This is a genomic window from Brenneria izadpanahii (assembly GCF_017569925.1).
In the GTDB taxonomy this organism is placed as follows: Bacteria; Pseudomonadota; Gammaproteobacteria; order Enterobacterales; family Enterobacteriaceae; genus Brenneria; species Brenneria izadpanahii.
In genome coordinates this window covers 2,846,445-2,869,938 of record NZ_CP050854.1, presented here as the reverse complement: position 1 = coordinate 2,869,938, position 23,494 = coordinate 2,846,445, and the positions used below count along the sequence as shown (strand labels likewise).

At 53.5% G+C, this 23,494-nt stretch carries 20 protein-coding genes, 1 tRNA gene and 1 pseudogene; 19 read left to right on the top strand and 3 right to left on the bottom strand.

Translation table 11 applies throughout. The features are described 5' to 3' along the window. Window positions 1-11: 11 nt before the first annotated feature. From HC231_RS12915 to HC231_RS12870, 10 genes are all read left to right on the top strand, one after another. Entirely contained in the window at window positions 12-1,943 is a 1,932-nt protein-coding gene (locus HC231_RS12915; RefSeq protein ID WP_208227040.1) for a DUF2341 domain-containing protein, read from the top strand. A gap of 12 nt (window positions 1,944-1,955) precedes the next feature. Beyond that, window positions 1,956-2,321 carry an ExbD/TolR family protein gene (locus HC231_RS12910; RefSeq protein WP_246494489.1) on the top strand — a complete coding sequence of 122 codons (366 nt, stop codon included), beginning with the start codon at window positions 1,956-1,958 and terminating at the stop codon, window positions 2,319-2,321. A gap of 79 nt (window positions 2,322-2,400) precedes the next feature. After that, entirely contained in the window at window positions 2,401-3,138 is a 738-nt protein-coding gene (locus HC231_RS12905; RefSeq protein ID WP_208227039.1) for an energy transducer TonB, read from the top strand. A 37-nt stretch (window positions 3,139-3,175) separates the two neighbouring features. Then, complete coding sequence (locus HC231_RS12900; RefSeq protein WP_208227038.1) at window positions 3,176-4,876, top strand: putative porin; 1,701 nt, start codon at window positions 3,176-3,178, stop codon at window positions 4,874-4,876. Window positions 4,877-4,897: 21 nt separating this feature from the next. Continuing rightward, window positions 4,898-5,578: a hypothetical protein gene (locus tag HC231_RS12895; protein WP_208227037.1), complete on the top strand. Its 681-nt coding sequence runs from the start codon at window positions 4,898-4,900 to the stop codon at window positions 5,576-5,578. A 5-nt stretch (window positions 5,579-5,583) separates the two neighbouring features. Continuing rightward, entirely contained in the window at window positions 5,584-6,141 is a 558-nt protein-coding gene (locus HC231_RS12890; RefSeq protein WP_208227036.1) for a YbjN domain-containing protein, read from the top strand. 55 nt (window positions 6,142-6,196) lie between these two features. Further along, window positions 6,197-7,219, top strand: coding sequence for a peptidylprolyl isomerase (locus HC231_RS12885; protein WP_208227035.1), 1,023 nt, complete (start codon window positions 6,197-6,199; stop codon window positions 7,217-7,219). Beyond that, complete coding sequence (locus HC231_RS12880; protein WP_208227034.1) at window positions 7,209-7,616, top strand: hypothetical protein; 408 nt, start codon at window positions 7,209-7,211, stop codon at window positions 7,614-7,616. The genes HC231_RS12885 and HC231_RS12880 overlap by 11 nt, the downstream gene beginning before the upstream one ends. A 48-nt stretch (window positions 7,617-7,664) precedes the next feature. Further along, window positions 7,665-7,850: a hypothetical protein gene (locus HC231_RS24390; RefSeq protein ID WP_208227033.1), complete on the top strand. Its 186-nt coding sequence runs from the start codon at window positions 7,665-7,667 to the stop codon at window positions 7,848-7,850. Window positions 7,851-8,259: 409 nt separating this feature from the next. Beyond that, complete coding sequence (locus tag HC231_RS12870; protein ID WP_208227032.1) at window positions 8,260-9,942, top strand: methyl-accepting chemotaxis protein; 1,683 nt, start codon at window positions 8,260-8,262, stop codon at window positions 9,940-9,942. Window positions 9,943-10,359: 417 nt separating this feature from the next. Here HC231_RS12870 and HC231_RS12865 read toward each other — a convergent pair. Beyond that, window positions 10,360-10,436 (bottom strand) — tRNA-Val (locus HC231_RS12865). A gap of 527 nt (window positions 10,437-10,963) precedes the next feature. Between HC231_RS12865 and HC231_RS12860 the strand changes: the two genes are divergently transcribed. Continuing rightward, complete coding sequence (locus tag HC231_RS12860; protein ID WP_246494488.1) at window positions 10,964-11,293, top strand: DMT family transporter; 330 nt, start codon at window positions 10,964-10,966, stop codon at window positions 11,291-11,293. A 72-nt stretch (window positions 11,294-11,365) separates the two neighbouring features. Here the strand turns inward: HC231_RS12860 and HC231_RS12855 are convergent, their stop codons facing one another. After that, the gene (locus HC231_RS12855) at window positions 11,366-12,583 is read right to left on the bottom strand and encodes an FAD-dependent oxidoreductase (RefSeq protein WP_208227031.1); all 1,218 of its coding nucleotides are present in this window, start codon (window positions 12,581-12,583) and stop codon (window positions 11,366-11,368) included. 505 nt (window positions 12,584-13,088) lie between these two features. Between HC231_RS12855 and HC231_RS12850 the strand changes: the two genes are divergently transcribed. Together HC231_RS12850 and HC231_RS24385 are read left to right on the top strand one after the other, a co-directional pair. Further along, window positions 13,089-14,198: an MFS transporter gene (locus tag HC231_RS12850; protein ID WP_208227030.1), complete on the top strand. Its 1,110-nt coding sequence runs from the start codon at window positions 13,089-13,091 to the stop codon at window positions 14,196-14,198. 54 nt (window positions 14,199-14,252) lie between these two features. Then, a pseudogene (locus HC231_RS24385) lies at window positions 14,253-15,481 on the top strand (DegT/DnrJ/EryC1/StrS family aminotransferase). A gap of 95 nt (window positions 15,482-15,576) precedes the next feature. Here HC231_RS24385 and HC231_RS12840 read toward each other — a convergent pair. Beyond that, window positions 15,577-16,461: a LysR family transcriptional regulator gene (locus tag HC231_RS12840; protein WP_208227029.1), complete on the bottom strand. Its 885-nt coding sequence runs from the start codon at window positions 16,459-16,461 to the stop codon at window positions 15,577-15,579. Window positions 16,462-16,747: 286 nt separating this feature from the next. On the opposite strand from HC231_RS12840, the gene HC231_RS12835 reads away from it, so the two are divergent. The 6 genes from HC231_RS12835 (at window position 16,748) to HC231_RS12810 (ending at window position 23,451) form a co-directional block, all read left to right on the top strand. Further along, the gene (locus HC231_RS12835; RefSeq protein ID WP_208227028.1) at window positions 16,748-17,899 is read left to right on the top strand and encodes a radical SAM protein; all 1,152 of its coding nucleotides are present in this window, start codon (window positions 16,748-16,750) and stop codon (window positions 17,897-17,899) included. Between the two features lie 20 nt (window positions 17,900-17,919). Further along, window positions 17,920-18,813 carry a PHP domain-containing protein gene (locus HC231_RS12830; protein ID WP_208227027.1) on the top strand — a complete coding sequence of 298 codons (894 nt, stop codon included), beginning with the start codon at window positions 17,920-17,922 and terminating at the stop codon, window positions 18,811-18,813. 439 nt (window positions 18,814-19,252) lie between these two features. After that, complete coding sequence (locus tag HC231_RS12825) at window positions 19,253-20,149, top strand: LysR substrate-binding domain-containing protein (protein ID WP_208227026.1); 897 nt, start codon at window positions 19,253-19,255, stop codon at window positions 20,147-20,149. 202 nt (window positions 20,150-20,351) lie between these two features. Then, window positions 20,352-21,230 carry a carbohydrate ABC transporter permease gene (locus HC231_RS12820; RefSeq protein ID WP_246494484.1) on the top strand — a complete coding sequence of 293 codons (879 nt, stop codon included), beginning with the start codon at window positions 20,352-20,354 and terminating at the stop codon, window positions 21,228-21,230. Between the two features lie 11 nt (window positions 21,231-21,241). Continuing rightward, entirely contained in the window at window positions 21,242-22,162 is a 921-nt protein-coding gene (locus tag HC231_RS12815) for a carbohydrate ABC transporter permease (protein WP_246494482.1), read from the top strand. A 5-nt stretch (window positions 22,163-22,167) separates the two neighbouring features. After that, window positions 22,168-23,451, top strand: coding sequence for an extracellular solute-binding protein (locus tag HC231_RS12810; protein ID WP_208227024.1), 1,284 nt, complete (start codon window positions 22,168-22,170; stop codon window positions 23,449-23,451). Window positions 23,452-23,494 lie beyond the last annotated feature (43 nt).

The following is a 23,494-nucleotide window of genomic DNA, read 5'->3' as shown; positions in this document are numbered from 1 at the left end:
GGAGTAAGAACATGCAACGCCTACTGACGTTATTGGTTATATGTATCAGCATACTGGCGCCGCTCTCGGCGCAGGCATGGTGGCAGGATGAGTGGAGTTACCGCAAACAGATTTCGATTGATGCCACCCCGCAGGGCGCCGCCATCACGGAAAATGTCGGGCGCATGCCGGTGCTGGTGCGCCTTCACACCGGTAATTTTACCTTTGACGGCACGCAGGAACAGGGCGCGGATCTGCGCTTTGTCGCCGGAGATGATAAGACCGTGCTCAATCATCAGATAGAAAGCTTCGATCCCCTGTTGGGCATTGCGCTGATTTGGGTGGATGTGCCGGCGGTGGAGGGCGGGCAACGCCAGGATCTGTGGATGTACTACGGCAACGATAAGGCGCCGTCCACGGCCAGCGGCCAGCTGATTTTCGATCCCGATTACACCTTGGTTTACCACTTTGACGATGCCTCCGGCGTTACGCCGCACGATACCACCGCCTATGGCAATCATGCGCAGAACCAGCCCGGCGCCGTCATCGATGGCATGATCGGCCGGGCGGCTCTGTTTACCGGCGGGGAACCGCTGATGCTGCCCGCTACCCAGTCGCTGGCGCTTGCCCAGGGCGGCGCTTTTACCTTCAGCGCCTGGATCCGGCCGGACAATGCGCAGGGCGAACAGTTGGTCTACGCCCGGCGGGATAACGGCAACGCGCTGTTAATCGGTCTGAGCCAGGGCGTGCCTTTTGTGGAGGTCAACGGCCAGCGGGCCGCCGCCAGTCAGCTTGCCGCCGCCGGACAGTGGCAGATGCTGTCGGCGACGGCCGGGGCCGCCGGTATCGATCTTTATCTTAACGGCCGTCCGATCGGCCATCTGGACGTCGCGTTGCCCGCGTTGGCAGCGGTGACGGCCATCGGCGGCGACATTCCCGGCAGCGCCGGTTATAGCGAGAGCGCGGCGCCGGCTTCAACCGATACGCAGGCCAATGGCGAGCCGGACGCCGCTTCCGCGGATGCCGACGATGCCGCGGGTTCGGCTTCCGCGGAAACGCAGGCCCAGCCGGTAGCTCCCCAGTACCAGCCCTTTATCGGCGCGATTGATGAACTGCGGCTGTCGAAAGTCGCCCGCTCCGGCTCCTTGCTGCTGGCGGATACGCTGGCGCAGGGCGTCGATGCCCGGTTGGTCGCCTATGGCGTGGATGAGGAGCAGTCCGGTTTCGGCTTCGGCGGTTTAGGCTTCCTGCTCAAGTCGGTTCCGGTGGACGCCTGGGTGGTGATCGTCGTCCTGATTCTGATGATGTTCCAGTCCTGGTACATCATGATCCACAAAAATCGCCATCTGAGCCGGGTGGTCCGCAGCAATCTGCGTTTTCGCGAGCACTTCGCCAATGCGGGTACCCGTTATGACGCGCTGGTTGACGATCCCGAACTCAACGGCGCGTTGGGCAATTCTTCGCTCTGGCGGCTTTATCAAGTCGCGGTCAGGGAAGTTCGGGCAAGAGAAGATCGGAACGGCGGCGAGCGGTTAATCACGCCGGCCGGCATAGAAGCGATCCGCGCGGCGATGGATGCGGCCCGTACGGTGGAAAACCAGCGGCTGGGCACCCGGATGTCCACGCTATCGAACGCTATCGCCGGCGGCCCCTATATCGGCCTGCTGGGTACGGTGCTCGGCATCATCCTGGTGTTTCTCGGCACCGCGATGGCGGGCGACGTCAATATCAACGCCATCGCTCCCGGTATGGCGGCCGCGCTGGTCGCCACCGCCATGGGGCTGTTCGTGGCCATTCCGGCGCTGTTCGGCTACAACCGGCTGGTGACCAAGAACCGGGAAGTGGGCGCCGATATGCGCATGTTTACCGATGAATATCTCGCCCGTCTGGCCGAACTGCAAGAGTCCGTCGCGCTGCGTCAGGCGGGGTCGCGACAGCCTGAAACATCCACCGCGCAACGCTGAAGGAGCAATGAGATGGCTAACCACACGGTATCCGATGACGAAGAGAGCAGCACTTTTGACGGCATCAATATCACGCCGCTGGTGGATGTGCTGTTGGTCGTGCTGGTGATGTTTATCCTCACGGCGACGGCGCAGATATCCGGTATCCGGGTCAATCTGCCCAAGGCCAGCGCGACGGTGTCGCTCTCGGAACAGAAGACCAAGGCGATCGCGGTGAACGACGCCGGGCAGGTATTTCTTGACGCCTATCCGGTGACGTTGCCCGAACTGGAGGATCGCCTGCGTACGGAAAAAGCGCTGAATCCTAATTTTCCGGTCATCGTCCGCGGCGACGGGGAGTGCAGTACCAGAAAGTGGTGGATGTGCTGGACGTCCTGAGACGGCTGGAGTTGTCGCAGGTGGGGCTGGTGACGGGCAAACCGAATAAATCGTAAAACAACGCAGGCCGGGGCTAACCATGTCATTTGACTCAAACCACGTAAAAGGGCCGGTTCCGGACTGGAAGGACCGGGAGGCGGAACGGAAGAAAGCGACAGGCCGGCTGGCGGTGAAGACGGTGGCGGCCATCGCGGTACTGATTGCCGCCGGATGGCTTATCTGGCTGTGGGCCCACGATTCGGCGGGCGTGCGCCGGGAAAGCCCCAGGGAGGACATGATCATTCCGTTGCCGCCGCCACCGCCGCCCGAGCAGCAGCAGCCTGAACCGGAACCCAAGCCCGAGGAGGTGGCGGAGCCGGAACCATTGCCGGAACCCAAACCGGCGGAACAACCCGAACCGGAAGAGGCGCCCAAGCCGATGGACGATATGGCGAAGGCGATGGAGATGGACGCTGAAGCCCAGGCCGGAACGGACAGTTTCAACATCGGCGCGGGACGAAGCGGCGGCATGAGCGGCAGCGGCGGATCGGGCGGGGTGGGGAACGCCACCTACGGCCAGTATCTGTCGTATATGTTTCAGCAGATCCTGCGCCAGGACGACAGTACCCGTCTGCTCAGCTATCGCCTGCAGGTCAACGTCTGGTTCAACGAGGCGGGAAGCATGACGCGCGTGGAACTGGTGAGATCCAGCGGCAATAAAACGGTGGATGACGCCATTATCGCCGCCCTGCGCAGGGCACCGGCCATGACGCAGAAACCGCCGAAATCTTTGACGCTGCCGGTGCGGGTCTCGTTACAGGGACGGCGTCCTAGCTGATGTTATTCAATCCATTCTGTTTTAGGAGCAGTGCAACATGAAGAAACGTTCACCAGGGCGCCTGGCAGTGGCGATGACCGCAGCACTGGCATTATCGTCCGGACAGGCGCTGGCGGCACCCTCGGAGAATGCCACCGTCAATCTGATTAATTTATTGGTGCAGCAGGGGGTGTTGAAACGGGATCAGGCCGAAGCGCTGATCGCCCAGGCGCAGGCCGAAGCGCAACAGGCGGTCGAACAGCGGCAAGCGGCGGCGCAGTCGTCTCCGGCCACGCAGCCGGGCGACGTGCGCGTGCCCTATGTGCCGGAAACGGTGCGCGACCAGATTCGCGACGAGGTCAAACAGGAGGTGATCGCCCAGGCGAAAGCGGAGAATTGGGCCGCGCCCAACACCTTTCCCGACTGGGCGTCGCGCATCAAGGTTAGCGGCGACGTGCGCTCGCGCTATGAGTCCCGTTTCTATTCCGATACCAACGACAACACGATTATTGATTTCCATGCGTTGAATGAAAACGGTCCTTATGACGTCAATCTCAATTCCAATAACGGGCAACTGCCGCCGCTGCTGAATACCCGCCAGGATCGCGAGAACCGCTTCCGTATCCGCGCCCGGCTCGGCGTCGAGGCGCAACTGGCGGATGAGTGGTCCAGCGGCGTAAGCGTGGCGACGGGCAGCGACGATAGCCCGGTCACCACCACCCAGACGCTGGGCAACAACGACGGCAAGAAGAACATCTGGCTAGATCGGGCCTGGATCCGCTGGCGCTCGCCGCAGGGCTACGGCATGGATTTCGGCCGCGGCGCCAACCCGTTTATGACCACCGATCTGCTCTGGTCGAACGATCTGAACCTGGACGGCCTCTCGTTCAGCGCAGGCGATATCAAGCTATCCGAACCGCTTTCCCTGTTCGGCACACTGGGCGCCTTCCCGCTGGAATACGGCTCCGATTCCTGGCCCGCCAACAGTTGGGAAAAGGGCAAGAGCGAAGATAAGTGGCTGTACGGCGGTCAGGTGGGCGCGGAGTGGCGAATCGACGAACGCAACCGCTTAAAAGGCGCGCTGGCTTATTACTATTTCGACAATATTTCCGGCGTGCGCTCCGCGCCGTGCAGCCTTTATGAAGGCGACCCGGCGTGCAGCAGCGACTGGTCGCGCCCGAAATTTATGCAGAGGGGCAACACCCTATTTATGTTGCGCAATATTGTGCGGAACCCCGCCAATCCGGCCAGTACCGCAGAGCCGCAATATTTCGGGCTGGCGTCTGAATTCAATCTGCTGGACGTCAACCTGGTGTGGGATACCGAAACCTTCAACAACATGAAGCTGCGCCTGCAGGGCAACTACGTGCGCAACCTGGCTTACGACGAGGGCAAGATGGAGCGCCGTTCTCAAGGGCAGATCGCGGATGTTTTTCTGGACGGCGAAGGCAATATCGACAGCGGCCCGAACGCCTGGATGCTGCAGGCGATGTTAGGACGCTCGCTGGAGATGGAGCGGCAGGGCGACTGGAACGTCTTCGCGGGCTACAAGTACATTGAGCCCGACGCCATGCCGGACGCCTATAACGACTCCAGCTTCCATCTGGGCGGCACCAACGCGCGCGGCTATTTCCTCGGAGCGAGCTATGCGCTGGCCGACAGCGTCGCGCTGCAGGGCCGCTGGAGCAGTTCGAAGGAGGTGTCCGGTCAGCCGCTCTCCATTGATGTCTTCCAGCTCGACCTGAACGCCCGCTTCTGACGCGGGAAGGAGTTGAAGGGTATGGATAACAAACTGAAACGACGCATCGGCATGCTGCTGCTGGCCGGCACGCTGCTGTCGCCGGCGGCGCGGGCCGACGCCGATTTGGAAAACCGCCTGCGCGATCAGCTGCGCGCCACCAATCAGCAGTTGCAGAACGCGCAGATCGAGCAGTCCAAGGCGCTGGCGGAGCGCAATGCGGCGCAGGCGCAACTGCAGACGGCGCGGCAGGAGATCGCGCAGTTGCAGGCTCGACTCGGCCAGAGCCAAGGGCAGGCGCGGGAACTGGCCGCGCGCGAGGAGGCGGTACGCAGCGCGGCGGAAAGCCAGGTGGCGGCCAGCCAACAGCAGGTGGAAAAATTCCGCTCCGCCTATGACGAACTGCTGCAACTGGCGCGCGGCAGGGAAGCCGCACGGCTGGATCTGCAACGCAGCGCGCAGCAGACCCGGCAGGCGCTGGATATCTGCCGGCAGAAAAACCAGCAGTTGTACGCGCTTGGCAAAGAGGTGCTGGCCGCCTATGAAGGGTTGAGCACCGGCAGCATCCTGCAGATGCGTCAGCCTTTCGCCACCTCGTCGCGGGTGAGGTTCGACGAAATCGCCCAGTCCTACGGCGATCGCCTGTATGAGAACCGGGCGGACGCCCGCAATACGGTTTCTACGCCGGAAACCCCGGCCAACCACAGTGAAACGCGGGAGTAAACGGTATGAAAGAGCAAGAGCTAATCAAAAGCGTCAACGTTGCGTCGCTGACGGAAAATCTGCAAAGCATGGGCTATCGCGTTACGCCGTCGGAACAGAACGGCATCGTGCAACTGCTCAGCGCCAGCCAGGGCATGGGGTTTTCCGTGCGCTTCGGCAATTCCGCGCCGGAAGCGGATGCGTGGCTGGATTTCACTTTCGGCTGCGTTCTGCGCATTGAAGGCGAACTGCCGGAAGCGATGACGGCGCAGTGGAATCGGAGCAAACGTTTTTCGCGTCTTAGCGAGCAGGAACATTTTCTGGCGCTGGAAATGGATTGCCTGGTGGCGGGCGGCGTCAGCGGCGGTTTTATACGCGCCAATATCGAAATCTGGGATCGTTTGATGCAGGAGTTTCTGCTTTACCTGCGTACTTACCGTCAGGTCTCAGCAGAAGAAACCACGCTCGGCAGCGCGGACGCGGCGCCGAAGACGGCTGGGCTGACGGGCGATAAGGCGCAGTCGCCCGCCGCGTCGGTTGAACAGGACATTGCATTGGAACAGGAAATCGAATTGAAGGCGTAGACGCGCGAAAAAGCTCGGTCGGGAATCATTCGCGTTGAAGCCAGTGGGAGGCGATATGCTTACAACTCTGTTTACGGGACAACAAGGGAAAAAGCGGCTTTATACCGCAGCGGCCGTATTGGCGGCGCTGGCGCTGGTTATCGCCTTGTGGCTGAACGGCATCGAGCAACCGGCCGAGGCCGCCGCGGATGTCCGGCAAGCGGCGGAATCGCAGGCGGCGAAACCGGTTGCCAGTCTGGGCGCGTTAAACGTCACGCGCGATGAGATCGGCCGCTGGCTGACGGTGTTGCCGCCCGCCGCGCGGCAAGAGATGACGGACGATTCCGCACGCAGGGAGCAGTGGTTGCGCCAGCATATTCAGGAGAAAGCGTTGCTGGCGGAAGCGCGGGATAAGGGCTGGGATAAACGGCCGGAAGTGGCGGCGGCGATGGCGGCCGCCGAGCAGCAGGTTTTACTGCGCAGCTATCTCTCCTCGGTCAGTCAGCCCGCGCCCGATTATCCTACGGAGCAGCAGCTGAATGCGGCCTACGAAACGGCGAAAGATAAGCTGGTGGTCGCCGCCCGCTATCATGTCCGGCAGATTTTCCTGTCCGCGCCGATGAACGACCCGGACGCGGCGGCGAAGGTGGAGAAACAGGCCAAAGAGCTGGCAGACCGGGCGCGCGGCGGGAAGGACGATTTCGCGCAATTGGCGAATCAATACTCCCAGGATGCGCAGAGCGTCGCCAACGGCGGCGATATCGGCGTTCAGCCGCTGCAGAATCTGGTGCCGGAAATGCGTCAACTGGTGGCGGCGCTGCAGCCTGGCGAGGTGTCGGCGCCGGTGCGTTCGCAGGCCGGGTTTCATATCGTCAAGCTGGAAGAGGTGATCCCCTCCCGTACCGCGACGCTGGAGGAGGTCGCCCCGCGCCTGACGGCGCTGATGCGTCAGCAAAAACAGGCTGAGCAGGCGCAAGCCTACCTAAACAACCTGCTGGGCGCGGCGCCGTTAACGATAGATGGACCGGCGTTGCAGCAGTTGCTGGCCGGCGTGTCGCCGGCAACTGACGAACGAAAGAAAACGCAAGATGTGCAGTAGACAGAATACGATGCGCCGCTGGCTATCGGGATTGCTATTGGCTTTTTTGTCGACATCGGCGCACTCCGCCGACAAATTGCTCTGGGATCGCTATGCACGGGAGACCTCCGTGCGCTTGCAGGCCTGTTTTAATGAAAACAACGATACCGTCCGGCATTTTCGCGAGCGGATAAACGAGCGGCAGGAACTGCCCGCCGATATCGCCCGTTCCGGCATCGTCGTTCGAATCTGGATTGACAATCGCGGCCGGATAAAACGCTTTTCCGCACCGCTGCTGGGTGATTTGCAACTGGAAGAACTGCTGCGCGATATCGTGCTGACGCTTAAACCAGGCACGCCGCCGACAGATATGCCGATGCCGCTGCTGCTGGTGGTCAGAATACCGCTGGCGGCCTGATCCCAAGCGTTGTTTTACCGTTTCCTTGCTCAGGGAACCGCGGATTTTATGCTTAACGGCAGCCTGAAACCCTGGGATCACGCGGCAGGCCGGCTTATTCATCAGGAAGCGGAGAATATTCCGCGTTACTTGACGGCGCGCCGTACCAGATGGGATTGCGCGAAAGGTTATCTTCCGCTTGCCGCGAATCAACCGCGTTGGAATCGGCTGGTTAAACTTGTATTTAATGGCTAATTACAAATTGGTCAGATGGCGCAATAGTATTTAACGATCGAAATTACTTATTCAATTTAAGTTGTCTATTAAAATTGGTTGTTTGATCGTTTTTATCGATGGAGTGTATAAACTTCCTTTCCCGTCAGCCGATAAATGACAGCGTCGTTGGAATATCCTCCCGCCATATTACTGCCGTTGGACACTCAATGCGCAAGATAGCTGGTCGAAGCATTTTTCCACCAGGCGTCAGGCTTTGTTCCACAAACGGCAATTGTTTTTTCAGCATTGGCTTTGCGGCAGTTTCCCGCTGGAAGTCGGGAGGTAGCGATAACTGCTATCAACGGATGAAACCCATAGCGAAATGTGAGTCATCAACGTAAGGGCTGGCATCAGGCAAGCCTTATATACACTTAAGGGTAGCGGGAAAGTGAAAAATTTCAGAATCGGCATTCGGCTGGCGGTGGGATTTGGCTTACTTATTGTTTTTTCATTGATTATGCTGGCTTGCGGCGTCTATCAGCTTCAGCAGATCGACCAAAGCACCCAGCGGATGATGCAGGTGCCGTTACACAAAGAGCGGCTGGTGGCCGATTGGTACGGCGCCATCGGCTCTAGCGTACAGCGCGCTACCGCGGTGGCGCGCAGCAGCGATGGTTCATTGGCTGAACTGTTTGCGGCGGATAACGCCGCCTCGACAAAAGACTCAAACGAACGGCAGGAGCAGTTCGCCAAACTGATCGGCAGCCCGGAAGAAAAGGCGCTGTTCGATAAGCTGGCAGAAGTGCGCCAGGCTTACATCAAGGCGCGCGACGCCGTCTCCGCCGCAAATAAGAACGGCCAACACGAACAGGCGTTACAGCTGTTTGAACAGGATTTCCGCCCCTCGGCGAATAATTATCTGGCTACGCTGCAAGCCCTGCGTGACCAGCAGCGCGCCACCATCAACCAGTTGGGCGCGGATATTTCCAGGAATGCCGGCAACGGTTTTATCTTTCTGGGGAGCATCGGCCTTTTGATTGCCGTCGTCGGTTCGTTGCTTGCCTGGATGCTCACGCGCAGTATCGTGCGGCCGCTGGAGCATGCCGTGCAGATTACGAATGCCGTGACCGGGGGCGACCTCACGCGGAATGTGCATGCCGAAGGCCGTGATGAAACCGCGCAGTTGCTTCATGCCTTGCAGGAAATGACGCTCCAGCTGCGCACCATCGTGGGTGAAGTTCGTCAGGGTTCGGAATCCATCGCCGGGGCGTCTTCGCAAATCGCGGCGGGCAACCTTGATCTGTCCAGCCGCACCGAAGAGCAGTCCAGCGCGTTGCAGGAAACCGCGGCGGCCATTGAACAGTTGGCTTCCACCGTGCGTCAGAACGCGGATAACGCCAAGCAGGCCAATCAACTGGCGCAATCAACGGCCGGTCAGGCCCAATCGGGCGGGCAGTTGATGAACGAGGTGGTGCAGACTATGGGCGCGATCGACACCTCGTCCAGAAAGATTGTGGACATTATCAGCGTAATCGACGGCATCGCCTTCCAGACCAACATCCTGGCGCTGAATGCCGCGGTGGAAGCCGCCCGCGCCGGCGAGCAGGGGCGCGGTTTCGCCGTGGTGGCCGGGGAGGTTCGCAGCCTGGCCCAGCGCAGCGCCTCGGCGGCGAAAGAGATTAAGGAGCTGATCGATCATTCGGTGCAGACCGTGGAAACAGGCAACCGGTTGGTGGAACAGGCGGGAGCATCAATACTGGACATCGTTAACGGCGTGCGCAAGGTCAGCGACCTGGTGGGCGAAATCAGCAGCGCCAGTCAGGAGCAGTCTCTGGGCATCGATCAGGTAAACATAGCGGTCAATCAGATGGAACAAACGACATTGCAGAACGCGGCGCTGGTTAATGAAGCCTCCGCGGCTACCCAGTCGTTGCAGCAGCAGGCCGAACAGATGGAACAGGTGGTTAGCGTATTCCGGCTAACGGAAGGGCGGCAGATATCGGGTTCCGCGCCGGCCGCCGGCAAATCTGCCTCTGCCGCTACGGCGTCTCGCGCAGCTCTGGAGCTTAAGCCTGCGGCTGCCGGCGCCAAATCCGCTTCATCCGCTGAAGGGGGCTGGAGTTCTTTTTAATCGAAATTTTGAGAAGTAATATATGGCGGCATTTCCCCGCCGCAATAGCATCTGCCTGACAGATCCCGCAACAACCTGACGCGTTGCGGGATTAACGGCGAGTTCTGTATTGGCCAAGGATGGCAAGAGCTTTTAGCGTGCTCAGCAAAATTCAGTTCAAACCTGCCCGCAAAATACTTGATCTGATTGCATTTCAACCGAACAGCGTGTGGTGTTTCATTAGTATGAATGAAACACCACAATATCTGCGTGAATTATAACCTGCGATAGTCCAAAGAATGCTCATCCCTTCGCCCTGTATTGGGGGCGCGCAAGTGTCTGGGTTCAGGCGATTTAGACGTAGTCGATAAAGATAGATTTCACAGGAAAGTAAGACGAGAGGTTTTTAGTCTGTAGAGACGTCAGCGGAATATGAATTGGTACGACCGAGTGGACTCGAACCACCGACCCCCACCATGTCAAGGTGGTGCTCTAACCAACTGAGCTACGGTCGTACAGGGTAGATTATGCTCTGACGGATGATAACTCCGTGAACTAACCTTTTGATTAAAATGCTGTTTTTGCATCCAAGTATCTGGAATGGACGCTATTATGGACTGCTCCGGGATAGATGGCAAGACCTTTATATATCATACCCTTCCAGATGCTGAATGTTTGGTCAACCAGCAGTTCGGACCGTCCGGTATAAACGGAAAGAAGAGGGATGAACCGCTCCGGCTCGCATTGCCTATGGCCGGGAATATACGATACCGTAATATCGGTTATGGGGCCGCTTTCCATCGCGCCCCATCACGCCAGTATGAATGTATACCCTCGAATGTATTGAGTGTAGTTGTCGTTGCTTGAGCGCCCGAAGTTTCAGGGGTCATTACATAAGGAACAATATGAACATCGCGTATTTGTTGATGGCATTGGCCGGCGGAGCCGGTTTATCGATACAAGCCGCCGTCAATAGCCGTTTGAGTTTTGGGGTGGGGGTCAGCCGTTAATTGCCGCGCTGATTTCGTTTGGTATCGGGACGTTGTGTTTACTGACGGTGGCGCTGGCTCAGGCCGACTGGCACAGTTTGGGAGCGAATATCGGACAGCAGTCATGGTGGCGCTGGATAGGCGGCGTTATTGGCGCAGCTTTCGTGTTCACTTCAATTTTTCTCGCCCCCAAACTTGGCGTTGCCAACACCATGTTTTTATTTATTATCGGCCAACTGGCTTCGGGTATGGTCATCGATAATTATGGTCTGCTTCAGATGCCGATACGGCCGGTGTACTGGTGGAAGTTCGCCGGTATAGGCGTGATGCTGCTGGGACTGGCGCTGTTTATGTTCGGCGACCGCTGGTTTCAGCACGCTTGATGCCACCCGAAAGTTCCGCCGATGGCGTCCGCGTTGCCTGCCTGATTCCAGAAAAATCAGGCACAGTGGGTATCAGCGCGGCAGGCGGGGGAACTCGCGGCGAAAACCCAAGCCGATAATGCGGCCGGTCAAACGCGGCAGCCAGGGCTGGCGGATCAGCCACATCACCAATGCCGGCGGGCGTCGGGCGGCTACGCGGGATGATGTTTTTCCTTTACCGGTCATCATTATTTGCAGCCGCTGGGTGGCCCGAGTGGGAAATTCGCGCCGCCGCTGCACCCGGTTAAGGATATTCAGGCTAACCGGGCCGTGCGCCAGAGGCTCGGCCAAAATATTGGCGGCGGCCACGGCGTCCTGAATAGCCAGATTTACACCCACGCCGCCGATGGGCGACATCGCGTGCGCCGCATCGCCGATGCATAAGACGCCTGGCGCGGCCCAGCGATCCAACCGATCGATGCGGATATCCAGCAATTTAACATGATCCCAGTCCGGTACCGCCGCCGATAGCCGTTCGACACTGACGGGCGACGCCGCCGCGACCTGTCGCAGCAGCGTTGGCAAGCCTTGCTGCTTGATATGGGGAAGGGTGCCTTTGGTGATGCTGTAGCCGCATTGCCAATAGTCGCCCCGGTCCAGCATGATGAAATTGTTCTTGGGGCCGCCGTGCCCGCTGGCCCAATTTTCGTCGCCGATGGCCTTGGGTAATTTCATCCATAGTACATCCCGCGGCATGCCGAAACTGCGGCCGGTCAGATTGGCCGCCTGACGCACCACTGACTGACGGCCATCGGCGCCAACCACCAGTCCGGTGCGGATCAGTAGCTTGTCACCCTTGGCATCCAATGCCTCCACGCCATTTATAGCGCCATTTTCCAGCGTCAGCCCCACCACTCGGGTAGCCTGTAATAGCTGGAAGCCCGGCAACGACTGACTCTGTTCAGCCAGAAAATTGAGGAAATCCCACTGCGGCATCAGCGCCATAAATCGACATTTACCCGGCAGGCGACTGAAATCGGCCATGGTGATTTTCCTTCCGTTGAACTCTCCGATAAGTTTCTCCACCCGCTGATGCGGCAGGCGCAGTAGCGGTTCCAGCAGTCCCAGACGGTCCATAATTTCCAGCGTTGAGGGATGGATAGTGTCGCCACGGAAATCACGTAGAAAGTCGGCATGCTTTTCCAGCACCGCAACAGGTATGCCGGCGCGCGCCAACAGGTAGCCGAGCATCAGTCCGGCCGGGCCGCCGCCGACAATACAGCAGGTCGTTTCCAGGATTCTATCGGTCATAGGCAACTATCGTCAGACAGGGGAAAACCTAATGATAGAAGCCTGATGACAAGTTGCAAATAATTATCATTACCCTGTAACTAAAGGGGATTTACGTCTTCGAAATGGGGTTGGGGGCAGCTATGCATACCAACCCTATTAACTTGTATGCGCGGCTGCGGATATAACGCTCATCGCCGCGCGTGATAATTGCCCGATGATCAACGGGATAGCCGACCAAATTATGGCCTTACTATGAGATATCAAGGCGTTGCCTTTTTTTGGGGAGAAGGTCAATCCGTCTCCTGCGCCGAGGCCATTGCTGGATGACCGTATTCGCCAGGGTATTCCAGATAACTATCACAAAAAAACCTTTTTTCATTATACAAAAAATGAAAAATACATACTCTGGTTAATCATGCTAACCGATTTAAATAGATATTTTCTTCTGCCTTTTTCTCGCTTACCTAAAAGCCCGGCGCTTTTAGCATAAAGATAATACTTGAATTAACATTCAGGAAACATAATGAATAAAATATATGCAACAAGGATTGTTTTCTTTTCCGCTGGTTTGATAATAGCGGCGTGGGCGCCGTTAATTCCTATTGTGAAAGAAGCGTTAAACGTTAATACCGGTGTTTTAGGTGTTCTGCTGTTGTTCTTGGGCCTGGGCTCAATCATTTCGATGCCCGTCACTGGCATGTTGTCGGCGCGTTATGGATGTCAACGCGTTATTATCACCTCGGCGCTATTAACAATAATAAGTTTTCCATTTTTAGTTATTTCCCAAACCCCGCTTGAATTAGGCGTATCGTTGTTCTTTTTCGGCGCGTCAATCGGCACCGTTGATGTATCTATGAATATACAGGCGGTTAAGGTTGAAAAAGAGTTCAATAGGAATTTGATGTCTGGTTTCCATGGCTTTTTTAGTTTGGGGGGGATTGTCGGCGCAGCAGGTATGTCATTTATGATTTATTTAGGCGTGACGGCGCCTCCAGCCTGTTATCTAATGTCATTTCTTCTTGTAATATTATTCGCTATATCTTATTCCGGGTTGGTTAGCAGCGGAGAAAAAGAAAATAAGAAATATTTTTCGCTACCGAAAGGAATAGTCATTTATGTGTGTTTGTTGTGCTTTTTGATGGGGGTTATTGAAGGCTCGATCATTGACTGGGGCGCGCTTTTTATCACGACTGAGCTTGGCATGCCGCCTTCGGTAAGCGGGTTAGGATATGTGATGTTTGCCTTTGCGATGATGCTAGGCAGATTTTTTGGCGATAAATTAGTTACATTATACGGTAGGAGTAAGGTATTCTTTATCAGCAGTATTAGTATCGGATTAGGCTTTTTATTAGTCATCAACTTTGGCCTACTTTTTATCTCTTTGATTGGTTTTATCTGTATTGGGTTAGGCGCCTCAAACCTGGTTCCGATATTGTGTTCAACTTCGGGGCGGCAAAGTGTAATGGCTCCGAGTCACGCAGTGGCTGCAATCGTCACTTTTGGCTATGCGGGGATTATGATCGGTCCCGTATTAATAGGATTTATTGCTCATTTATCAGGTTTGACCCTGGCATTTTTTATTTTAGCGTTAAGTACGATGTTTCTAATATTAAGTGCAAGAATTATTCGATAAAAAATTATTCCCGATGGCTGTTTTAAGTGTAAAACACAATGTGAGGATGGAATTATGGAATTTCCTAATTGGCCAAGTTTTTCTCCCAAAAGTCTTTCCGATATTCAAGAACCGTTGATATCAGGCAAAGTTAATTATTGGACAGGAAAGAAAGGAATGGAGTTTGAAAATAAATTTGCAAAATGGATTAATGCAAATATGGCTATCTCATGTACCTCCGGTACTTCCGCTGTTCATATCGCCGTGGCATCTCTTAATATCGGCCCTGGCGATGAAGTTATTGTTCCCTCATATACCTTTATTGCGACTTCTTTTGCCGTATTGCAGGCAGGCGCGATTCCCGTTTTTTGTGATACCACGGAAGATCACACCATTGATGCCGGTAAAATAGAAAGCCTGATTACACACAGAACAAAAGCGATAATAGTGGTTCACTTATACGGCGTTGTATGCGATATGGACCCAATTCTCGACATTGCAAAAAAACATCATCTGAAAGTCATTGAAGACAGCGCGCAGTGCTTGGGGGCAAGTATAAAGGGCGATATGTGGGGACGATTGGCGATGTTGGAACCTTCAGCTTTTGTCAGTCTAAACATTTTACAACCGGTGGCGAAGGCGGAATGGTTGTAACTAATGATGTGGCTGTCGGCTGGGAATGCCGAGCGTTTAGAGATCATGGTTTCGATGTAAGAAGAAAGTTTGATTTACTTGCCCTTGAGGAAACCTCCTGGCATGTACATAACCGCATCGGTTATAATTATAGAATGACGGAAATTCAATCTATTATAGGAATCAATGAATTAGAAAGGTTTGATGATTGGAATATACCGAGGCGTAAATCTTATGCCAAGTTATACGACGAAATTTTCAGTGGTGTGGATACCATTTATAAACTTCCGTTAAATAACGAAGAAAGGGAGAATGCGTATTGGCTGTATCCCATTGTATTTGATCTTGAAAAGCTGGATTGTACGGCGGAAAAAATATTAGATGAACTGAAAATTATCGGCGTTCCATCCTTTAAGATACAGTGGCCCGAAGCGTATGGAGAGAAAGTATACAGAGAACTGCGCGGGTTTGGTTCGGCTGATTTTCCTTTCAAATCTAAAGAATATACATCGCCAGAGTCTGTGAAATACAACGATGTGATATGCGAAACGGCACGTTCTCTATTGAACAGAACAATTAGCCTCTATCTGCATCCGTCTTGGGAAGAGAAGCATATCCGGTATTGTGCTGATAAACTTATTAACTTGCTGAATGCTCATAGTGTTGAGTAGTTAAAACCAAACGCAATCTCGTTTGTTGTTAAACATGAGGTTGAGTTTTAGACCGAATGCGGGGGTTGAGCCGTTATTAAGCGATTAGGGACTATTTATTGCTGGTTTTTTAAACTCAACTCCGCAATCACCATTTTTATGAAACTATCTCGCACAGAATCATCAATGCTATTGTTCCAAACCAGGCCGATGTCCCAGGTAGCATAATTTCCCGTCAGTTTTTCACAGATAAGGTTTGGATTCTCTAACGGTATACTGCTTTGGGGTAAGATACCTACGCCTATCTGAGATTCCACCATGGCAATCAGGCTACTAACGTTGTTGACGTAATGGGTTGATATCTCATTGAGTTTATTGTGAAATATAAAATTATGTATTTGGTGGGCGGAGCCGGGGCACATTTTTGCATCAACCAGCAATAACGGATATTTCTTTAAAAGGTTTTTCGTATCCTGACCCGCTAAATTTATTTTTTCACTGTAGATGATGGAAAGATAGTCTTCTCCTATTTTTTCATAGGCCAGAGGATGTTCAACGGGCAATCGCATAAAGCCAACTTGCATTTTCCCTGCGGTAATTAATTCCTTCTGTAGGGGAGAAGAGCGATCATTTAGCTGAATATTAATTTTAGGATAGCGCTCCCGGAAAGAGGAGATTATTTCCGGTATGATTTTTAAAACGGAGTTAATAAATCCAATGGATAAGTTTCCTTCCAGTCCGTGTTTCATATTCTTACAACGCGTTTTAAATATATCAATTTCCTCAAGTAAATTTTTTGCGTTGTCATATAAGGCAAGCCCGTGAGGACTGAGTTGAGTCCCGTGGTTATCGCGAATGAAGAGCGTTAATTCTAATTCTTGTTCAAACATCTTGATCTGTTTTGTTAGTGTAGGTTGAGTTAGCCATAACTTATCGGCGGCTTCTCTGTAACTGAGGCATTCGGCCAACATAACAAAAGCGCGCAGTTGTCTGAACTCCATTCCAACCTCCTATCACCAAAAAACTATTTTCCATTATACAGACAGTATGGCACATGATTAAATCAGCATGATTAATAATCCTTTTAGGTCGTTATTTTATTACAGGCAACGGCTTCAATTGATTGTCTTATAAGATAAGATAGTATAAACATGCTTTTATTATAGCGGCATGGAATAATGATGTATGAGCCGGATAGTACTTTTACTCTGAATAATTCGAGTGCGAAAAGATCTGTGTATCTGCGGCTTGAAACGTGACGGGTATAATCGATGGAGAAATAACGCTATGTCTATCGTTAAAAAGAAACTCAGAAATGTAGAGCGAGCCAAAAATTCTTTACCGCTAATAAAAGAGAAGATTTTTGGCGATGTAATGAATTTTGATTCATTACATCGCGTCAATGTTATTGAGCTTCATTTAACCGACAGATGTGATTTGAAATGCGGATATTGTAGTTATAGAAGTGGAGAGGTCAGCGCCAAAAGAAGAAATACCTTTCCCTTTCATGCCATTCAGCATGTTCTGGCGCTTAATCCTAAAGCCGTGGTTTTAGCTGGAGGGGGAGAGCCAAGTTTATACCAAGACAACGATTATGATATTGATGATGTGATTGATGAACTTTATGCAAGAAATATCTCGGTGGGTTTGATTACCAACGGGTCTCGCATTATAAATACATCATCTTTTGATAAACTTAGCTGGTTAAGGGTATCGTTGGATGCGATCGACGGCGCATCTTTCTATAATCTTAAAAAAGGACGATTTGATAAAAGACTGGCGTTCATTCATGCCGCGGTAAGATCGAATATAGCCCATATCGGCGTTGGTTTTTTATACAACAAAACCAATATCCATCAGGTTTATTCTTTTTGTGAAATGATTTTTTCTGAGTTTAAAGATGAAAGGGTCAATATCCAATTCAGACCGACATGCCTAATTCAATCTTGTCACTGTCCTTCGGCCAATTATTCATCATCGCAAGCTATGACGCCCGATCTCGAAGATTGGTGGCGACTTGAAGTGGCAAAACTGCATGAGCAGGTCGAGGATCTCTCTTCCGTTTCTTCTGATCTCCAGTGCCGTATTTTAAATAACACTAATATCCTGGATATCTCTTTGCTGCGAGAGAAGAGCAGATCGCCACGCTTTGATAAATGCTATATGTCCTTAGCCCGATGGATGATAAGGGCCGATGGAAATATTTACCCATGTGTTATGAAGGCAACGAATAACGGCATCCCGATTGGTAATATTGTGTATGAAAGAAATGATATCGGTTTAAAGCAGTTTAGCTACTTCAATTTAGATAAAGAGTATTGCCTGGGCAGTTCTGTTTGTTGCAGATTGGCCGGAATAAGTAATCAGATTCTCGCTGAGAACATCGTTTTTAATGAAAAAGAGTCTTGTGAATTGAAAAATGAAGACTTCTTCTTTTAAAGAACAATAGGATGGCAATCATGAAAAAAATAGATCTACATATACATTCAAACTATAGTGATGATGCGGATTTCCCTGTTAAGGATATAGTCGAGCGTTGCGTCGCGAAAGGGATAAATATAATTTCAATTACCGACCATAACTCGATCAATTCTGTTAATGACGTGAAAGAATTCTCGGATAACAGAATTACTGCGATTCCGGGTATTGAAGTCGACTGCGTTTTTCAGGATAAAAACTTCCATTTGCTCGGATATGGTTTTGATAATCATTTTTCCGATTTCGAACTGATTGAAAAAAACTTCTTTAAACTACAAATTAATTTAATCCCAGTGAAACTTGAAAAGTTAAGAAATCTCGGTTTTTTTATCGATGAAGAGCAACTTTATCAATTGGCCATGGGGAGAATTCCACAGGAAGAACAAATGGCCGAGTTGATTCTACAGGATGAAAGAAACAACGATAATGAATTGCTCACGCCATACCGGGACGGTGGAAAGCGTTCAAACATGCCTTTGATAAATTTTTATTGGGATTTTTTCGGCTACGGCAAGCCTTGTTATGTAGATGCCAGTTACCCGCCGCTTGAGCGGATTGTTGAAATAATAAAGTCTAATAACGGCATCCCCATCATTGCCCATATCGGCGCAAATATTAAAAGCAACTATGAGCAGGTTCTCGACGATATGTTATCCGTGGGCGTTATGGGTGTTGAAGCGTTTTCCAGCTATCATTCAGAGGAACTATCCAGCCTTTTATACAACTATGCTTGTTCAACGGATATTTTCGTATCATGCGGGAGTGATTTCCATGGTAAAAATAAACCCGAAATTGAGATAGGCAGCTGCTGCTATAACAATGAGCAATATCAAAAAATCCGCGAGCTGACGGAGATAATCCTGACTGATTTATAATATTGGCCACTTCGCCGTCATCATAATAGCGCCGCGTATTAAAACCTATCCGTTAGGACTATTTCGCTTACCGTCTTGGCCCTGGGCCGTGCTCGAATAAACGATGCCGAACTTGAATGCGGCCCGCGGAGAAAGCGCAGCGAATAATCCTCTCCTGCTAATCCCCGCCTACTATGCGCCATATTCTGGCTTTCATCAGCCTTGCCTGATAGCGCGCTTACCGAGAGCGGCGCGCTTATGGTGATAATATCCTTATGGCGGTCAGGGTATATCTGGTATGACGGGAAAAGCGATTATTTATTAATTGAATCGGGGGGAGAATGGCGTCGCGCGCGTCGTGATGAATAATGTCATTTTGCCGACATAAAACATCCATCTTTTAGTCATCCAACCGTCTTATTTTGCTTGCTGACGGCAATAATCACGTGGACGACTAACAATGCTTCCTCCTTTGCGCGCCTTGATGGCTTTCGAGGCGGTAGCCCGGCTGGGTTCGATCGGATCCGCCGCCCGCGAGCTTCATGTAACGCAATCCGCGGTCAGCCAGCAGTTGAAAAGTCTGGAGCAATATCTCGGCAGCCCGTTATTCGAGCGCGATAACAAACGAATTTCGCTGACCGGCAAAGCGCAACAATATTTGCCCGTGGTGGCCGGCTCTCTGCAACACCTGCGGCAGCAGACCCAGTTTCTGTTTGGCGACAGCCAGCAGGCGGACACCTTAACGATCAATGCCAACCACTCGATCGGTCATAACTGGCTGATCCCCAAACTGCACGATTTCACCCGCCAGTATCCGTTTATTCGCCTGGATCTGAACCTGGTCGACTGGCCGTCAAGAGAGCCATGCAAAGACGCCGATATCGAGTTGACGAACGGTTTTGTCGAAACGAGCGATACGCGGGCGGAAAAACTGTTTCAGGAACATTGGCTGATGGTATGCAGCCCGGATTTTAAGGCGCGGCACGAAGAGACGCTGGCAAAGGCGGATCTGGCGCGGCTGCCCGCCGTACAGGTTAAGGGCTACGAAGAAAGCTGGTTGCAGTGGCTGGCGCACAACCATCTGCCGCCGGTCACCCCCGATATTCGGATCGAAATCAGCAATTCCCTGCACGGCTTACAGGCGGTCAAGCACGGCGCGGGCATTATGCTGGTGCGCTCTCTTGTCGCGCATAACGCGCTGAAAAACAAAGAGGTGGTGCTGGCGCTTAACGGCTCGATGCTGTCCGAATCCGGGCATTACCTCATCACCAGAAATCCGCGCTCGGCCAAGGCGAGTTTTTTCTGTCAGTGGCTGCATAGCCAGTATGCGGTGGATCTGCTCGATGCCGCGGAATAGCGCGTTTATGGCGAGCCATCCCCCCGGGTTGCCCCGCTGTGGCGTTAAACAACGCGGCGCGGAAATTTTTTTAACATATCCGCCATCCGTCATTAAGTTTTTCTAATGCCTTGGATTAAAAAAGGTGCGGTTTTTTCACCCCAAATTGTCATATGCGTCTTCTAGTATGACCACATCGACATTGAGAAGAGGAACGATGACGATGTTATCTCATACACTGCGAGAAAGGTTACAGGTGCTGTTTTTCGTCGCGCCGTTGCTGATTCCTCTCATCACCTTCTGGCTGATTCCCTTTGGCGTCAGCGTCTATATCAGCTTCACCGACTGGGACTACATCTCCGCCGATTACCATCTGGTCGGTCTGGAAAACTATCGCTATATGCTGGCGGACGACGATTTTCTACAGGCGCTCGGCAACACTTTACTGTTCGCATGCGGGGTTACGCTGCCTACCGTGGGGCTAGGGTTGTTATTCGCTTTGCTGCTGCATAAAAACTTCCGCGGCAGCCGCGTCTATCAGGCGGTGATCTTTTCCCCGTGGATTACGCCTACCGTTGCCGTTTCCATCGTCTGGTCCTGGGTGTTCGATACCAAAGCGGGGCTGGCCAATCTGTTGCTGGGCAAAATGGGGTTTGCTCCCGTTCCCTGGCTGGAAAGCGGCGGCAGCGCCATGCTGGCGGTAACCATCGTCACCGTATGGCAGGCGTTGGGCTGGACCATTCTGTTTTATATCAGCGCGCTGAACAAAATTCCCCGTTCGCTGTATGAAGCCTCGCTGATTGACGGGTGCCGTCCTCTGGTGCGCTTCGTTAGGATCACGCTGCCGTTGATCTCGCCGACGACGTTTTTTCTTGCCGTAGTGAACATGATTACCGCGGTGCAGGCGTTCGATCAGTTCCGGATCCTGACCCAGGGCGGGCCGAGCGGCAGTACGCGCACGCTGCTGTATCTGTTCTATCAGCAAGCGTTCGAACAGTTCGATATGGGCATGGCCACCGCCACATCGCTGGTGATTCTGGTTATCGCCGGTTCGCTGACTCTCCTTAACGTCATTATCGGCAAACGCTGGGTTTACTATTAAGGGCTAACATTATGACCGTCGATACTTTCATTATGGACCCGCGCTCCGGCGAGCGGGAGCAGCCGCGCCGCCATGAACGCCGCCGCTCGCCCGGCGCAACGCGCGGGCTGCGGGCGTCAACCGTAGGCAAACATCTTCTGCTGACGGCAACGGGGCTGATCATGGCGTTCCCCTTTATCTGGATGCTGTCGGGGGCGCTGAAATCTAATGATGAAATCTTCAGCAGTCCGCTCAATCTGATCCCGCAGCATTTCCGTTTCTCCACCTTTGTGGATACCTTTCATCGCGCGCCGTTCGGCCTGTATATCTACAACAGCTTCAGCGTCGCCCTGATTACCACGCTGTTGGTGATCGTCAATTCGTCGCTGTTCGCTTACGCCATCACCCAGTTCAAATTCCGCTCGCGCGCCGCGCTGTTTTTCATTGTGATGGGGTGCTACATGATACCGGGCGCGGTGACCTATATTCCGGCGTACATTATTCTGTCGCATCTCCACCTGCTGGATACGCATACGGGGTTGATCCTCTCCAACACCGCCAGCGTGTTCGGCGTTTTCTATTTGCGGCAGGTATTCCTGAAGGTTCATCCGTCGCTGGTTGAAGCGGCCCGCATCGACGGCGCCGGAGAGCTGAAGATTCTATACCGGATCGTGCTGCCGCAATGCAAGGCGGCGCTGGCGACCCTGTTTCTTATCACCTTCATCACCAATTACAACAGCTACATGTGGCCGGGGCTGGTGATTACCTCGCAGGATTTGAGCCTCATTTCGGCGGGCGTCCGCCAGTTCTTCATCGCGGACGGCAACTACGGGCTCAACTGGTCGCAGGTGATGGCGGCGAGCGCCATCGCGGTATTGCCGCTGCTGCTGCTGTTTATCCTTTCGCAAAAAATCATTTTATCCGGCATCGCCGACAACGGCGTAAAAGAGTGAGCATCATGAAAAAAACGCAATTAGCAATCGTATGTTCGACCATCGTATTGGGCGCGATCTGTTTTTCCGCCCAGGCGCTGGCGAAAACGGAAGTCAACTTTTGGTATTCCGGCGGCAGCAAGCCGCAACAACTGATGAAAGATCTGATCGATGAATTCAATCAGAGCCAGAATGAATATGAAATCAAGGGCGCGTTACAGGGCGACTACCAGGAAACCTTTCAGAAACTTCAAGCGGGGTTGGCATCAAAAACCGCGCCGGCATTCGCGCTGGTGAACGGCGTTACCGGCAAAACGCTGGCGGGACGCGGCATATTGCGCGATCTGCGGCCGTATATGGATGCGGAATTCAACTTTGACGATTTTGTCGCCGCGTTTCGCCGTCAGGTCACGGATGCGGATGGGGCGGTGCACGCCATTCCGGCCTACGGCACCACGCAGGTGCTGTATTACAACAAGCAGACGCTCGCCGATCTCGGCTTTACGGCGGACAACCTGAAAACCTGGCAGGGATTGGCTGAGGCGGCCGCCAAGGCGACCCGGCGCGACGCCCAGGGCAATACCACGTTTTACGGCTGGGAGCCGATGTGGGGCAATGGCAACCTGATCGATGCGGCATTCTCCAACGGCGCCAAAGTGCTCAGCGACGACGGCAAAAAAGTGCTGATCGATTCGCCCGCCTGGGTCGCCGTGTTTGATGGCTTCCGAAAATGGATCCATGACGACAAAATCATGCGTATTCACCACGGCGGGCAAGGATGGGAATACTGGTATAAAACCATCGACGACGTGATGAAAGGCCAGGCGCTGGGCTATACCGGATCATCCGGCGATCAGGGCGATCTGGATTTCAGTAAAATCGCGGCGGCGCCGCAGCCGGGCTGGAGTTCGAATCCGGCCGCGCCGCAGGCGGGCGCGCTGGAGTTCGTGCTGCCCAAAGGCACGGATGATAAAGCGGCGCAGGGCGCGTTCGCCTTTATCCGTTATTACGTCAGCGCGGCCAATACCGCCCGCTGGTCCATGTTCACCGGCTATATCCCGGTGCGCAACAGCGTGATCGCCGATCCTTCCTACAAGGCGTATACCGACAAAAATCCGCAGGCGCTGGTTCCGCTGACGCAGGCCGGCACCGCTACGCCCGATTTCCTCGACCCGACGGGCGGCAAAATTCTCGATGCGCTGGCGATTGCCGCGGATCAAATCGAGATTGAAAACATCCCGGCGGAGAAGGCGCTGCAACAGGCGGCCAAAAGCGCGCAACGCGCGTTGGATCGCGCTAACCGCCCCTGATTTGCCGCAAGGCGGCGGCCACGTCGCGCCGCCTTGTTTACCT

Bases quoted from the DNA above. Each gene is read 5' to 3' on its own strand.
- HC231_RS12830 (WP_208227027.1), top strand. From the start codon at position 17,920: ATGAAAAAAATAGATCTACATATACATTCAAACTATAGTGATGATGCG.
- HC231_RS12905 (WP_208227039.1), top strand. From the start codon at position 2,401: ATGTCATTTGACTCAAACCACGTAAAAGGGCCGGTTCCGGACTGGAAG.
- HC231_RS12915 (WP_208227040.1), top strand. From the start codon at position 12: ATGCAACGCCTACTGACGTTATTGGTTATATGTATCAGCATACTGGCG.
- HC231_RS12885 (WP_208227035.1), top strand. From the start codon at position 6,197: ATGCTTACAACTCTGTTTACGGGACAACAAGGGAAAAAGCGGCTTTAT.
- HC231_RS12900 (WP_208227038.1), top strand. From the start codon at position 3,176: ATGAAGAAACGTTCACCAGGGCGCCTGGCAGTGGCGATGACCGCAGCA.
- HC231_RS12890 (WP_208227036.1), top strand. From the start codon at position 5,584: ATGAAAGAGCAAGAGCTAATCAAAAGCGTCAACGTTGCGTCGCTGACG.
- HC231_RS12855 (WP_208227031.1), bottom strand. From the start codon at position 12,583: ATGACCGATAGAATCCTGGAAACGACCTGCTGTATTGTCGGCGGCGGC.
- HC231_RS12880 (WP_208227034.1), top strand. From the start codon at position 7,209: ATGTGCAGTAGACAGAATACGATGCGCCGCTGGCTATCGGGATTGCTA.
- HC231_RS12910 (WP_246494489.1), top strand. From the start codon at position 1,956: ATGGCTAACCACACGGTATCCGATGACGAAGAGAGCAGCACTTTTGAC.
- HC231_RS12840 (WP_208227029.1), bottom strand. From the start codon at position 16,461: ATGGAGTTCAGACAACTGCGCGCTTTTGTTATGTTGGCCGAATGCCTC.
- HC231_RS12850 (WP_208227030.1), top strand. From the start codon at position 13,089: ATGAATAAAATATATGCAACAAGGATTGTTTTCTTTTCCGCTGGTTTG.
- HC231_RS12810 (WP_208227024.1), top strand. From the start codon at position 22,168: ATGAAAAAAACGCAATTAGCAATCGTATGTTCGACCATCGTATTGGGC.
- HC231_RS24390 (WP_208227033.1), top strand. From the start codon at position 7,665: ATGCTTAACGGCAGCCTGAAACCCTGGGATCACGCGGCAGGCCGGCTT.
- HC231_RS12895 (WP_208227037.1), top strand. From the start codon at position 4,898: ATGGATAACAAACTGAAACGACGCATCGGCATGCTGCTGCTGGCCGGC.
- HC231_RS12815 (WP_246494482.1), top strand. From the start codon at position 21,242: ATGACCGTCGATACTTTCATTATGGACCCGCGCTCCGGCGAGCGGGAG.
- HC231_RS12820 (WP_246494484.1), top strand. From the start codon at position 20,352: ATGTTATCTCATACACTGCGAGAAAGGTTACAGGTGCTGTTTTTCGTC.
- HC231_RS12835 (WP_208227028.1), top strand. From the start codon at position 16,748: ATGTCTATCGTTAAAAAGAAACTCAGAAATGTAGAGCGAGCCAAAAAT.
- HC231_RS12825 (WP_208227026.1), top strand. From the start codon at position 19,253: ATGCTTCCTCCTTTGCGCGCCTTGATGGCTTTCGAGGCGGTAGCCCGG.